At 66.3% G+C, this 13,354-nt stretch carries 11 protein-coding genes and 1 riboswitch; of the genes, 3 read left to right on the top strand and 8 right to left on the bottom strand.

All coding sequences use genetic code 11. From position 1 onward, the window contains the following. Window positions 1-29 precede the first annotated feature (29 nt). Window positions 30-1,235, top strand: coding sequence for an MFS transporter (locus CEY09_RS18955; RefSeq protein ID WP_088589848.1), 1,206 nt, complete (start codon window positions 30-32; stop codon window positions 1,233-1,235). Window positions 1,236-1,296: 61 nt separating this feature from the next. Here the strand turns inward: CEY09_RS18955 and ribB are convergent, their stop codons facing one another. Continuing rightward, window positions 1,297-2,010 carry a 3,4-dihydroxy-2-butanone-4-phosphate synthase gene (ribB, locus tag CEY09_RS18950; RefSeq protein WP_006227767.1) on the bottom strand — a complete coding sequence of 238 codons (714 nt, stop codon included), beginning with the start codon at window positions 2,008-2,010 and terminating at the stop codon, window positions 1,297-1,299. A 111-nt stretch (window positions 2,011-2,121) separates the two neighbouring features. After that, a riboswitch (FMN riboswitch) is annotated at window positions 2,122-2,276 on the bottom strand. 480 nt (window positions 2,277-2,756) lie between these two features. Then, on the bottom strand, window positions 2,757-3,332 hold the full coding sequence (locus tag CEY09_RS18945; protein WP_088589847.1) for an SET domain-containing protein: 576 nt from the start codon (window positions 3,330-3,332) through the stop codon (window positions 2,757-2,759). Between the two features lie 105 nt (window positions 3,333-3,437). On the opposite strand from CEY09_RS18945, the gene CEY09_RS18940 reads away from it, so the two are divergent. Further along, window positions 3,438-4,358, top strand: coding sequence for a bestrophin family protein (locus CEY09_RS18940; protein ID WP_006227769.1), 921 nt, complete (start codon window positions 3,438-3,440; stop codon window positions 4,356-4,358). Window positions 4,359-4,365: 7 nt separating this feature from the next. Here CEY09_RS18940 and CEY09_RS18935 read toward each other — a convergent pair whose 3' ends face one another. Next, the gene (locus tag CEY09_RS18935) at window positions 4,366-4,836 is read right to left on the bottom strand and encodes an Lrp/AsnC family transcriptional regulator (RefSeq protein WP_006227770.1); all 471 of its coding nucleotides are present in this window, start codon (window positions 4,834-4,836) and stop codon (window positions 4,366-4,368) included. Between the two features lie 93 nt (window positions 4,837-4,929). Here CEY09_RS18935 and ilvB point away from each other — a divergent pair, with 93 nt between their 5' ends. After that, on the top strand, window positions 4,930-6,756 hold the full coding sequence (ilvB, locus tag CEY09_RS18930; RefSeq protein ID WP_085946995.1) for a biosynthetic-type acetolactate synthase large subunit: 1,827 nt from the start codon (window positions 4,930-4,932) through the stop codon (window positions 6,754-6,756). Between the two features lie 205 nt (window positions 6,757-6,961). Here ilvB and CEY09_RS18925 read toward each other — a convergent pair whose 3' ends face one another. The 5 genes from CEY09_RS18925 to CEY09_RS18905 all read right to left on the bottom strand — a co-directional run bounded on the left by CEY09_RS18925 (window position 6,962) and on the right by CEY09_RS18905 (window position 13,315). Beyond that, the gene (locus CEY09_RS18925) at window positions 6,962-7,741 is read right to left on the bottom strand and encodes an SDR family oxidoreductase (RefSeq protein ID WP_006227772.1); all 780 of its coding nucleotides are present in this window, start codon (window positions 7,739-7,741) and stop codon (window positions 6,962-6,964) included. A gap of 40 nt (window positions 7,742-7,781) precedes the next feature. After that, complete coding sequence (locus CEY09_RS18920) at window positions 7,782-8,636, bottom strand: ABC transporter permease (protein WP_088589846.1); 855 nt, start codon at window positions 8,634-8,636, stop codon at window positions 7,782-7,784. Between the two features lie 13 nt (window positions 8,637-8,649). Beyond that, window positions 8,650-9,420 (bottom strand): ABC transporter ATP-binding protein, encoded by a 771-nt coding sequence (locus tag CEY09_RS18915; protein WP_167390115.1) that lies wholly within the window; start codon window positions 9,418-9,420, stop codon window positions 8,650-8,652. Next, entirely contained in the window at window positions 9,420-10,478 is a 1,059-nt protein-coding gene (locus CEY09_RS18910; protein WP_088589845.1) for an ABC transporter substrate-binding protein, read from the bottom strand. The genes CEY09_RS18915 and CEY09_RS18910 overlap by 1 nt, the downstream gene beginning before the upstream one ends. A 200-nt stretch (window positions 10,479-10,678) precedes the next feature. After that, window positions 10,679-13,315, bottom strand: a complete 2,637-nt coding sequence (locus tag CEY09_RS18905) for a DNA topoisomerase III (protein WP_088589844.1) — start codon at window positions 13,313-13,315, stop codon at window positions 10,679-10,681. Between the last annotated feature and the right edge of the window lie 39 nt (window positions 13,316-13,354).

The raw sequence follows: 13,354 nt of genomic DNA, 5'->3' as shown, positions 1-13,354 counted from the left end.
GATTGTCATGACCCTTTCAAGGATTTTTCATGTCGAACGTTTCGACGGCCGCGGCATTGCCCGCGGCCCACGGACCCGTGCGCTCCGTGTTTGCGCAGTTGCTGCCCTTGGTCCTGGCGGTGTTCATCGGATTTTTCATGGTCGGCCTGCCGATGCCGGTATTGCCGTTGTATGTGAATGGCACGCTGGGCATGAGTGCGCTGGTGGTGGGCGTGGTGGCGGGCCTGCAGTTCGCCGCCGCCTTGTTGTCGCGGGCGTATTCCGGCGCGCTGGTCGATCGCCGTGGCGCCAAGCGCGCCGTGGTGGCGGGCTTTGTGCTGGGTGTGGCGGCCGGGTTGCTGTATGTGCTGGCCGAGGCGCTCTCGTCGCAGCCGCAGGCGGCGCTGGCCGTCTTGCTGGCGGGCCGCGCGCTGATGGGATGCGCGGAAAGCCTGATCGCCACCGGCGCGCTCAGCTGGGGCGTGGGCCGCGTGGGGCCGCAGAATGCCGGGCGCGTGATGGCCTGGGTGGGCGTGGCCATCTACGCCGCGTATGCGCTGGGCGCGCCCGCCGGCATGCGGTTGTATGACGCGGCGGGATTCGCGGGCATTGCGTGGGCGACGGTCCTGATTCCGCTGGCGGCCTTGGCGCTGGTGCTGCCGCAGCGCGGGGTGGCGGCCGTAGGCGGCGTGCGCACGCCCTTCTACCGCGTGCTGGGCATGGTGCTGTTGCCGGGCATGGGCCTGGCGTTGACGAGTGTGGGGTTCGGCGTCATCACCGCATTCGTCAGCCTGTTCTTCGCGGAGCGCGGCTGGGATGGCGCGGCGTGGATGTTCAGCGCGTTCGGGGTCGGCTTCATCCTGGCCCGGGTGTTCTTTGCCGGCCTGCCGGACAAGCTGGGCGGCGCGCGCGTGGCGCTGGTATGCGTGGTGGTCGAGGCCGTGGGCCAGTGGCTGATCTGGTCGGGCGCCACGCCGCTGTGGGCGTATGGCGGCGCGCTGCTGACCGGCGCAGGCTATTCGCTGGCGTTTCCGTCGTTTGGGGTGGAAGCCGTGCGCCGCGTGCCGGCGGCAAGCCGGGGCGCAGCCATGGGGGCGTATGTGGCGTTCCTGGACGTGGCGCTGGGCATCAGCGGCCCGGCGGCGGGTTGGCTCGCGGGTGCGCAAGGATATGGCGCGGTGTATCTGATGGGCGGGACGTGCGCGTTGGCCGCCGTTGTCGTGGCCTTGGCGTTGAGGCGCCCTGCCCGGGCATGACGCATCGGGTGTTCATGCATCAGGGCCGTGGTTTGCCACGGCCCTGATGCGTTTGCCGGACTTAGACGGTTGCAGCCATTTCCAGGACTTCGTCGTCCACGGTTTCGGCCTGGCCGTCCTTGAGCTTTTGCAGATGGTCGGCCAGTTCGGCGATGGTCAGCGCCACCAGGCCGTGCTGGGCGGCGTAGCGCTCAAGCGACGCGCCGCGCATCATGGTGCCGTCGGCGTTCATCAGTTCGCACAGCACGCCGGCCGGGCGCAGGCCGGCCAGCACGGCCAGGTCGACCGAGCCCTCAGTGTGGCCGCGGCGGGTCAGTACGCCGCCGGGCTGGGCGCGCAGCGGGAACACGTGGCCGGGGCTGACGATGTCTTCGCTTTGGGCCGAAGGCGAGATGGCGGCGCGGATGGTGGTGACGCGGTCAACGGCGGATACGCCGGTGCTGACGCCTTCGCGCGCTTCGATGGAAACGGTGAAGGCGGTGGCGAAGCGGCTCTGGTTGCGCTGGACCATCGGGGGCAGTTCCAGGCGGTCGAGGGTTTCGCCGGGCAGGCACAGGCAGACGATGCCGCTGCCGTCGCGGATCAGCTGGGCCATGACGGGCACGGTCAGCTTGTCGGCGGCGACGATCAGGTCGGCCTCGTTTTCGCGGTCGAAGTCGTCCATGAGGATGACGGGGCGGCCCAGGCGCAAATGATGCAGGGCGCGCTGCAGACGAGCGGCGAAGGGCTGTGAAGCCAGGCTGGGGAGGGACTGCTGGGTATTGAGGGTGGACATTGAAACGCTCTCGCAAATGAAGGGGGCGAAAAACGTTTCAGGGCTAATCGACAGCCGAACGCAATACGGTCGTCCGGGCGCAGGTGCGCCCGGGCAATCGGGAATGTGCCGGCACATCTTCTCTCATCCGGACTATGACCGTCGGCTCTGGCATCTCACCAGATCTGCTGACCCCGATGTCCGTGAAGGACGCCGGGCGCTCGCGGGCTCACCACATTGCATGGCATACCGCCGGTGGGGAATCGCACCCCGCCCTGAAGACGTACTGCATGTCGTGTTAACGACTTTCTGGATTGTACGCCTGTCGGGATTTTGTGTCGGAATATGCTTATTGCGGGTGGGGGTTTGTTCTTTTTGGGACGGGGGATGGGTGGGTTCTTGGGGCGCCGGGGGGGGGGGGGGGCCGGGGGGCGCGGGTCAACGATTGCGGTCCGGAGCCTTCGCTCCGGACTGCCCCTGCGTCATCTTCGTCACTGCCTTTGGCAGTTCCTTCAGATTCCCTTGGGCGCATCGACTCCCCTCGCCCCCCGGCCCGCCCCCGCGCCAGGCTCTGGTTTCGACACTTCACCGCCTCTGGGGCGGGGGGTGTGCTTGGCATTTTTCTGCCGGGCGGTGTGGAGATGGAGGATCTTGCGGGGTCGCCAAAAAAGGCCGCGCGGGCGGCCGTTTTTGGCATTGGGGTGTCTTGCGGGTGCGGGGGGCGCTGCGCGCGGTTGGGGACGCGTCAGCTGGAGGTGGGACTGTCTTTACTTTGCCGTGGCGGGTGTTTTTGCCGCGGTTGCCGATTCGGCGGTTTCGGCCGCTTCCACGACGTTTGCCGTTGCGGGCGTTTCTGCTTTCTTCTTTTTCTTTTTCGGCAGCGCCAGCATCGTGCCGCGGCACGGGGGGGTGCCGCACAGGCAGCGGTAGCCTTCCTTCAGCGCCTTGGTGATGCGGCCGTCCAGGACCAGGCCGTAGTCGTACGACAGTTCCGTGCCGCGCGGCAGGTCGCGCAAGGCGACGATGTAGACGCGCTTGCCGTGCTTGCCTTCCTGGGCCTCGCAGTTGGGCTCACAGGAATGGTTGATCCAGCGGGCGTCGTTGCCTTCGTCGCCGCCGTCGATCACGCGGCCGGAGCTGAGCGCGAAGAAGAAGGTGTGGAAGGGATCGTCGGGGTTGGTCGGGTGGCGGCGGTCGGCTTCCTTGGCGCTGATGCGCGCGCCGCCGTATTCGATGATGCGTGTGCCCGCGGGGATCTTGCGGGCGGCGAAGACGCCGTTGCCGTGCAGCTTGGAGCGGCGGACGACATGCCAGGGCTTGATCGGGGTGTCTTCGGAGGTCATGGAGGCCTGGTGAAAGCGGTGAGACGAAACAGAATTATATCGACGCGTCTTTGACAGGACGACAGGCGTATAGTGAGCGCGCCTTGTCCTTACTTGATATTCATCATGATCGTCCGTCCGCGTCCCTCTGCGCTGGCCTTGTTCTTTATCATGCGCGGCTCCATCATCCCGCGCATATTCAGCCGGATTCTCGTCATCACGCTGCTGTCCTGCGTGGTGGTGTGGATGTACCACCGCCAGCTGTTTTCGCCCGCGCACCTGACCGCGGTGCCCTTCTCGCTTTTCGGCCTGGCGCTGTCGGTCTTCATGGGCTTTCGCAACAACGTCTGTTATGACCGCTGGTGGGAAGCCCGCAAGCAGTGGGGCGACCTGATCGTGCAGGCGCGCAGCCTGGCGCGGGAAAGCGCGGTGCTGCTGGCGGCCAGCACGGCCAACCCGGTGCAGGAACGGCTGGTGCGGCGCTGTATCGGTTTCGGGTACGGGCTGGCGGCGCGCTTGCGCGGCCAGGACATGGTGGAGGCCGTACGCCCCTGGGTGCAGCAAGACGAACTGGACACGCTGGCCGGTTGCCGCAATGTGCCGGACGCGCTGCTCATGGCGATCAACCGCGACCTGGCGGCCTGTCTGCGGCGCGGCGAACTCAGCGACATTCTCTATCAGGGCCTGACCCAGCGCGTGGCGCAGTGCGCCGCCATCCAGGCCGCCTGCGAACGCATCAAGTTCACGCCCTGTCCGTTCGCCTATTCGCTGCTGCTGCATCGCACGGCATGGCTGTTCTGCCTGTTGCTGCCGTTCGGCCTGGTGGGCACGCTGGAATACCTGACCCCGGTGGCGGTCATCATCATCGCCTACACCTTCTTCGGGCTGGACGCGCTGGGCGACGAGCTGGAAGACCCCTTCGGCCTGGAAGAGAACGACCTGCCGCTGTCGGCGCTGGCCCGCGTGATCGAGATCGACCTCCTGGAGGGCCTGGGCGTGCGTCCGCTGCCCGAAGCGGCCGAACCGGTGGGGTTCGTGCTGCGTTGAGGGCGGTTTACCCCGCCGGCCCGGTCAGCGGCAGCATGGTTTCCTTCAGGCGGCGCAGCACGAAGCAGGATTTGCTGTGGCGGATGCCGGGGATGCGGTAGAGCTGTTCGCGCAGCAGGCGTTCGTAGTCGCGGGTGTCGCGCACGGCGATGCGGATGTAGTAGTCGTAGTCGCCCGACACCAGAAAGGCCTCCAGCACTTCGGGGATGGCCGCCAGCGCGCGGCCGAACTCGTACAGCGTTTCCTCGCTGTGGCTTTCCAGCGTGACGTGCACGATCACCGTGTCCATGAAGCCCAGGCTGGCCGGATCGATGTCCACGGTGTAACCGCGGATCACCCCGGCGCTTTCCATGCGCTTGATGCGGTTCCAGCACGGCGTGGACGACAGGCCCACTGCCGCGCCGATGTCGTTCAGGCTGGCGCGCGCGTTCTCTTGCAGCACCTTCAGAATGGCCAGATCAAACTTGTCCAGGTTCATTTTCTTTGATTCCTCTAAATCGAAGATAAATTTACTCCGTTCGGCCGGTAATCGTGGAAAAGAAGATAAAAATTCTTCAAGCCTACGAATAAGATAGATAGCATGAACGATCGCCTGCACCCCACCGCCGCCGCCGCGCTTGCCGCCACTGAACCCGCCGTTTCGAACGGCGCGAAGATTCTGCTCGATACGCTGATTGCGCACGGTGTGGACACCGTGTTCGGCTACCCCGGCGGGGCGGTCCTGCCGTTGTACGACGCGCTGTATGCCGAGCCGCGCCTGCGCCATGTGCTGGTGCGCCACGAACAGGCGGCCGTGCATGCCGCCGAAGGGTACGCCCGCAGCACCGGTCGCACCGGCGTGGTGTTCGTGACCTCCGGCCCGGGGATGGCCAACACCACCTCGGGCTTGCTGGACGCCATGTGCGATTCGATCCCGGTGCTGTGCGTCAGCGGCCAAGTGTCCACCGCGGCCATCGGCACCGACGCTTTCCAGGAATGCGACGCCATCGGCATTTCGCGTTCCGTGACCAAGTGGAACACCCAGATCCGCGCCGTGGACGACGTGGCCAATGTGGTGTCCCGGGCGTTCGAGCTGACCCGCCAGGGCCGTCCGGGCCCCGTGCTGGTGGACTTTCCGAAAGACGTGCAGTTGGCCGTGCCGCGCGATGCGGATGACGACGTGCCCGGCCTGCCCTCGCAGCAAAAGCTGGCCGCGCTGCGTGCGCGCCGCCAGTCGGGCAAGCTGGCGCCCAAGTTGCCGCAGTCGGCCGTGCGCCGCGCCGCCGCGCTGATCGCGCAGGCCAAGCGTCCCATCTTCTACGGCGGCGGCGGGCTGGTGAATGCCGGCCCGGAAGCTTGCGAGGCGTTCGCCGACCTGGTCCGCCACACCGGCGCGCCGTGCACCCTGACGCTGATGGGCCTGGGGGCCTTCCCCGCGTCCAGCCCGCAGTTCGTGGGCATGCTGGGCATGCATGGTACGGTCGAGGCCAACCTGGCCATGCACAACGCCGACCTCGTCGTCTGCATCGGCGCCCGTTTTGACGACCGCATCACCGGCAAGATCTCGGAATTCTGCCCGCATGCGCGCAAGATCCATATCGACATCGACCCGGCGTCGATCAACAAGGTGGTGCGGGTGGACGTGGCGCTGGTGGGCGACTGCCTGCCGCTGGTGCGGGCGCTGCGTGCCGAGCTGGGCGACGAGCCGATGGATGCGGCGCGCCTGGCGCCCTGGTTCAAGCGCATCGATACGTGGCGCAGCCAGGATTGCCTGGGTTTCACGCCCGCCGCCGACGCGATCCTGCCGCAGCATTTGATGGCCAGCCTGAATGCCGCGCTGGCCGACCGTGACGCCATCGTGTCCACCGACGTGGGCCAGCACCAGATGTGGGCCGCGCAGTACCTGCGTTTCGACAAACCGAACCGCTGGCTGACCTCGGGCGGCGCCGGCACCATGGGCTATGGCGTGCCCGCCGCGATCGGCGCGCAGGTGGCGCATCCGGACAAGACGGTGGTCTGCGTCAGCGGCGACGCCTCGGTGCTGATGAATATCCAGGAACTGTCCACGGCCATGCAGCACCAGACGCCCGTGAAGGTCGTGCTGTGCAACAACGGCTACATGGGCATGGTGCGCCAGTGGCAGGAACTGATCCACGGCGGCCGCTACAGCCACAGCTACAACGCGTCGCTGCCCGATTTCGTGGCGCTGGCACGGGCGTTCGGCTGGGGCGCGGCGCGGGTGGACGACCCGGCAAAGCTGGAGGCCGCGCTGGCCGAATGCCTGGCGCATGACGGCCCCTACTTCCTGGACGTGGCGGTGTCAGCGCAGGAAAATTGCTTCCCGATGATGCCCGCAGGCCACGGCCATCAGAAGATGATGCTGGCCGAAGGCGTCTGGTATCAGGACGAGACGACCTGATTCTGGCGGACTGCGGATGATGGGTTGCGCGCGGCAGGCGCTGCCGTGCGCGGCGAGCGTGTCTCGCGCTTCACCCATCCTACGGGGGTGGTGCATCATCCATGGCCGGCATGTCATTCGTAGGATGGGTGGAGCGCGGCCAGCCCTTCCTGTTCCGGGACGGTCGCGGCGGCGCGAAACCCATCGCGCAGGCCGCTGGCCCGCCTTAAAACTGAATCGACAGCCCGCCGTCCACGACCAGGACGTGTCCGTTCACGTAAGACGCGGCCGGGGATGCCAGGAATACTGCCGCGCCGGCGATTTCTTCCGGTTCGCCCCACCGCCCCGTCGGATTGCGGGCCGCGATGCGCGGGCCGACTTCGGGGTCCGCCACCATTTCCGCATTGGTTTCGGTTGCGAAGGTGCCGGGCGCGATCGCGTTGCTGGTGATGTGGTGGCCGCCGAATTCCGCGGCCAGGGCGCGCACCATGCCGGTGAGCCCCTGCTTGGCCGCCGGATACACGGCGTCGCCCGCGCGCGCCAGTTCGCCCACCACCGACGTGATCGCGATCAGCCGGCCGCCACCTTGGCGCACCATGCGTTCGGCCGCGAACTTGGCCAGCAGCATGCCGGCGACCAGATCCGTGTCGATCAGCTCGCGGATTTCGGCGGGGCTGGTGTCGCGCAAGGTCTTGCGGTTGCGGGCGCCCACGTTGTTCACCAGCACGTCCAGGCGTCCATGCTCGTCGTCGATGCGCTGGAACGCGCGCGCCATGTCGGCGTCGTCGCTGACATCGAACGGCAAGGGATGCGCGTCCAGCCCGGCGGCCGTCAGATCGGCCACGGCGGCATCCACGGCCGCGGCGTTGCGCCCGTTGATCAGCACGCGCGCGCCACAGCCCGCCAGCGCCCGCGCAATGCAAAAGCCCAGTCCGCGCGCGGACCCGGTGACCAGCGCAACCTGCCCGGTCAGATCGAAGTTGCGCAGATAAGGTAGTGTCTTCAAATCAATTCTCCATCGCCCTGCGCGTTGGGGGCGAGCCTTGCTATTCCCTGAACTCGGGCGCCCAGTGCAGCAGGCGCCGCTCCAGCCACGTCACACAATAAACCAGCGCGATGCCGACGATGGACAACAGCGTCACGGCGGCGAACATGTCGGTGGCGTTCAGCGTGGCCAGCGCGGTGATCATCAGGTAGCCCATGCCGGTGGTGGATCCCACGAATTCGGCCAGCACCACGCCGATCAGCGCGAAGCTGATGGCGTTGGGCAAGGCGGCGAACGTCCATGCCGCTGCCGTCGGGATGCGCACCCGCCACAGGATCTGGCGCGGCGATCCGCCCAGCGTGCGGCAGAAGTCCACCAGTTCGCGTTCGACGCTGCGGCCGCCCTTGTAGGTGTTGAAGAACACCAGGAAGAACACCACGAACCAGGACGTCACCACCTTGGAGGCCAGCCCCAGGCCGAAGAACATGGTGATGAGCGGCACAAACGCGATGCGCGGCATCGAGTTGAATGCCACGATGAACGGGTTGAATACGTCTGCCAGGAAGCGGCTGCGGCTGAGCGTCATGCCGACGATGAAGCCGCTGCCCACACCCACGATCAGCCCTACCATCGTGGCCTGCAGCGTCAGCCACAAGTGCGGCCAGACCGAGCGCGGCCCGGGCTGCATCCATTCCCACAGCCGTACCGCCACGCGCGACGGCTGGCTGATGAAGAAGGGGTCAAACAGCGTGTTCTGGGTGAACCACGGGATGCGCGTCAGCGTCTCCCACGAGCCCAGGATGACGGCAAGGATCAGCACTTGCCACAAGGTGATGCGCACGCGGCGGGCAATGCCGGCGCGGCGGTCCAGCCGCAGCTGGTCCTGCAGGGAATCAGAGGTTTCAGTCGGGATCATGACGCGGGGGGATTCAGGCGGCGGCGCGGAACTGCTGGCCCAGCACGCTCCAGAGGCTTTGCACGTGGGCGACGAACTGCGGCGTTTCACGCAGCGTAAAGACGTCACGCGGATGCGGGATGCGGATGCGTTCGTCCAGCAGCACGCGGCTGGGCGGGCCGGACAGCACCACCACGCGGTCCGACAGCAGGATGGCTTCGTCCAGGTCGTGCGTGACCATGACGATGGTCTGGCCCAGCTTGCGCCAGATCTCCATCAGTTCGCGGTGCAGGTGCGTCTTGGTGTGGGTATCCAGTGCGCCGAACGGCTCGTCCAGCAGCAGGATGCGGGGTTCGACGGCCAGGCTCATCAAGAGCGCCACGCGCCGGCGCATGCCGCCCGACAACTGGTGCGGGAAGGCGTCGGCAAAGGCGCCCAGGTGGCCCAGTTCCAGCAGTTCGGCCACGCGGCGGTCGATCTTGTCGGCGGCCACGCCCTGGAACTTCAGGCCCAGCGCCACGTTCTTCTTGACGCTGAACCAGGGCAGCAAGGTGTCTTTCTGGAAGATGTAGCCCAGCGCGGGCGGCACCTGCCCGTCCACCACCTGGCCGTCCACGTGGATGGTGCCGGTGGTGGGCCGCAAAAAGCCGGCGATCATGTTCAGCAGCGTGCTCTTGCCGCAGCCCGAGGGGCCGACGACGGACACGAATTCGCCTTGTTCGATCGTCAGGCTGACCTCGCCCACCGCATGCGTCGTGCCCTGGCGCGACTGGTACGCCTTGCCGACTTTGTCCAGCGTGATCATCAGAGGCCCCGCGCTTTCCGCACGAAGGCCATGTTCACGCATTTGGCGTAGGGCACCGTCTTGATCTCGTCGTTGGAGAACTGGCGGCCGTCGCCCATGATGGCCGTCATGCGGTTGTACGCGTCTTCGGTGATGAGGTTGTCCTTCAGGAACACGGTGTCCTTGTAGACACCCAGCGTCTTCTCGATGGCGGCGCGCGGGAAGGCGTTGAGGTAGTCGTCGTAGATGACGTCGGTGATGCCGGCGGCGGTGTTGGCGGTGATGAAGTCCTGCGCCTTGACCATCGCGGTCACAAAGGCCTGCACCACTTCGGGGCGTTTCTGGATGGTGTCTTCCAGCGTCAGCGCCGCGATGCCGGGGACGTCGCCGCCCATGAATTCATTCCACGAACTTTCGGTGGTGGCGTCGAAAATGGGCACCCCCCAGCCTTCCTGGCGGGCCTGCTCCATCATGGACATGGTGGCCATGCTGGCCGACACCGACCCGGTCTTGAGCGCGCCCAGCATGGTGGCAAGGTCGCCCAGCGGGCGGATGTCCACCTTGTCGGCCACGCCGGCCTTCTGCATCAGGTACAGCGCCATCAGCCAGGTGCTGGACTGCGGCTGGGTGGCGCCCACGCGCTTGCCGGCCAGGTCCTTCAGCGACTTGATCTTGCCGCTGTCGAAGTCTTCGCGGCGCACGATGACGTTGGCGTAGGTGAGCTTGCGGTCAAAGCCGAACACAAGCGTCGCGGGCTTGCCGGCGATGGTCAGCGCGGGGGCGGCGGTGGCCGCCGTGGCGCCGAACACGATCTGGCCGGCCGCCAGCAACTGGTTGGTGCGCGGGCCGCTTTGCGAATTCAGGTATTCGACGTCCAGTCCGCCTTCGCTGAAATAGCCCTTCTTCAACGCCACGTAGCCGGCCGCGAAAAAGGGGTCGATGCTGCCCTGGCCGTAGACGACGCGGCCCAGCTTGGGCTGCGCGAACGCGACGCGCCCATTGAGCAGGCTGACGCCGGCCAGCGCCCCGGCAGCGGCCAGCACGCGGCGGCGGGTAGTGAAATCGGGGCTGTGGGTCATGTCGTCCTCGGGATTTGATTGGGTTGCAGCTGTTTGGCGTAAACAATACCCCAGCGTCTGCCGTCCAACAATGGAAAACGCCCGGTTGCCCGGGCGTTGGTCAATTATGGCGGGAGCGGTTAAGACATCACCGCTGCTTGATGGGTTGCGCGCGATATGTGCCGGTGTTCTTGTTGGCACATCCTCGCGCTTCACCCATCCTACGACGCCGTTTTCTTCGGCGCCGCCTTCTTCACGGCTTTCTTGGCGGCGGTTTTCGTTGCCGTCTTGGTTGCCGTCTTCGTGGCGGTCTTCTTCACTGCGGCCTTTTTGGCCGGCGCCTTCTTCGCAGCCGTCTTGGTGGCCGTCTTTGCCGCCGTCTTGCCCGGCGCGCGGCCCGGCTTTTCAGGACGCGGCTCGAACTCGAAGCCCACCTTGCCGTCCGGCTGGCGCACCAGGAACGCCTTGAACTTGCGGTTGGTGCGGCTGGACACGAAGCCGTCCAGCAGGTCGGTGCGGCCGTCGGTCAAGAGCTTGCCCATCTGCTGGGCCGAAATCTCCTGCTGCAGGATGACCTTGCCCGAGCGGAATTCGCAGCTCTTTTCGGGGCCGACGGACTTTTCGCAGACGTAGCTCATGCCGTGCTCGAACACGCGCGACTGGCACTTCGGGCACGGGCCCACCGGCGTGTGGCCGGAGAAGTCCACGGCTTCGGTGTCGTCTTCGTCGTTCTGGCCGAAATCGAACTCCAGCTTGTATTCATCGCTGATGCGCAGGATGGCGGCAAACGGCCGGCCCATCTTGCTGATGAACCCCTGTAGCGGACCGATCTCGCGCTTGGCCAGCAGTTCTTCGACTTCCGGCAGTTCGAACGTGCGGCCGCCCGGGTGCTTGCCGATCGAGAAATCGCAAGCCGTGCAGGCGAAGCGGCGATAGTTTTCCTTCACCACGGCGCCGCACTTGGGGCACGGCGTCTGCAGCGTGGCGTAGTCGCCCGGCACCGTGTCGCGCTCGTATTCCTTGGCGCGCTTGACGATGACTTGCGTCATCTGCGCGATTTCACGCATGAAGGCCTCGCGGCCCAGCCCGCCCTGCTCGATCTGCTTAAGCTTGTGCTCCCATTCGCCCGTGAGTTCGGGCGAGGTCAGTTCGGTGACGTCCAGGCCGGACAGCAGCGTCATCAGCTGGCGCGCCTTGGCGGTGGGCACCAGGTCGCGGCCTTCGCGGCGCAGGTAGACCTCGTTCAGCAGGCCTTCGATGATGGCGGCGCGCGTGGCCGGCGTGCCCAGGCCGCGCTCGGACATGGCTTCGCGCAGCTCTTCGTCGTCGACCAGCTTGCCGGCGCCTTCCATGGCGGACAGCAAGGTGCCTTCGTTGAAGCGGGCCGGCGGCTTGGTCGACAGGCCTACGGCTTCGACGTCTTCCGTGCGCACGGTCTCGCCGTCCGCCACGGGCACCAGGTTGGCGTCTTCGCCCTGGGCTTCCTTGCCGTAGACGGCCAGCCAGCCCGGGGTGACCAGCACCTTGCCGTCAGTGCGGAAGCGATGGCCCTGCACTTCGGTCAGGCGGGTGGTGACGCGGTATTCGGCTGCCGGGAAGAACACGGCCAAAAAGCGCTTGAGCACCAGGTCGTACAGCTTGGCCTCGGCTTCGCTCAGGTCGTGCGGGATCTGCAGCGTGGGGATGATGGCAAAGTGATCCGACACCTTCTTATTGTCGAAGATGCGGCGGTTGGGCTTGACCCACTGCTGGGTGACGACCGTGTCCGCGTGGCGGGCCAGGCCGCCCACGGCGTTCGAGCCGCCCTTGGCCAGCGCGCGCATCGTTTCCTGCACCGTGGTGATGTAGTCCTCGGGCAGATAACGGGAATCGGTACGCGGGTAGGTCAGCGCCTTGTGGCGTTCGTACAGGGTCTGGGCCAGCGCCAGGGTGGTCTTGGCCGAAAAGCCGAACCGGCCGTTGGCCTCGCGCTGCAGCGAGGTCAGGTCGTACAGCGCCGGCGACATCTGGGTCGACGGCTTGGATTCTTCGGTGACGTTGCCTGGCTGGTCGCGGCAGGCGGCCACCACGCTTTGGGCGGCGGCGGCCGACCACAGGCGCGATTCGCGCTTTTCAGGGTCGCGGTCGTCTTTCTTGAATTGGGGGTCGATCCAGCGGCCTTCATACAGGCCGGCGGCCGCGATGAAGGTGGCGCGCACTTCCCAGTAGTCGCGCGGCACGAAGCGGCGGATCCGCTCTTCGCGTTCGGCCACGATCGCCAGCGTGGGGGTCTGCACCCGGCCGACCGGCGTCTTGAAGAAGCCGCCGTCCTTGCTGTTGAAGGCGGTCATGGCGCGCGTGCCGTTGATCCCGACCAGCCAGTCGGCTTCGGCGCGGGAGCGGGCGGCCGCTTCCAGCGGCTTTAACTGGGCGTCGTCGCGCAGGTTGGCGAAGGCCTCGCGGATGGCGGCCTGCGTCATGGATTGCAGCCACAGACGCTGGATCGGCTTCTTCACGCCCGCATACTGAATGATGTAGCGGAAGATCAGTTCGCCTTCGCGTCCTGCGTCACAGGCATTGATGATGGCGTCCACATCCTTGCGCTTGGCCAGGCGGACCAGCAGCTTCAGGCGTTCGGCGGACTTCTTGTCGGTGGGGCCCAGTTCGAATTCCGGCGGAATCACGGGCAGGTGCGTGAAGCTCCACTTTCCCTTGACCGGATCGTTGGGCGCGACCAAGCTCAGCAGATGGCCGATGCTGGACGCGAGTACGTAACGTTCGCTTTCAAAATAGTCGCCCTCGCGCGCAAAGCCTCCCAAGGCGCGTGATATATCAAGGGCCACCGAGGGCTTCTCGGCAATAATCAGCGTTTTATTCATGTGTATCCAGTGGCGGTAGTCCCGCCTTAGTAGCGCGGA

Source organism: Achromobacter marplatensis, assembly GCF_002209535.1.
GTDB classification, from domain to species: domain Bacteria; phylum Pseudomonadota; class Gammaproteobacteria; order Burkholderiales; family Burkholderiaceae_B; genus Achromobacter; species Achromobacter marplatensis.
This window is presented reverse-complemented; position numbering and strand designations above follow the sequence as displayed.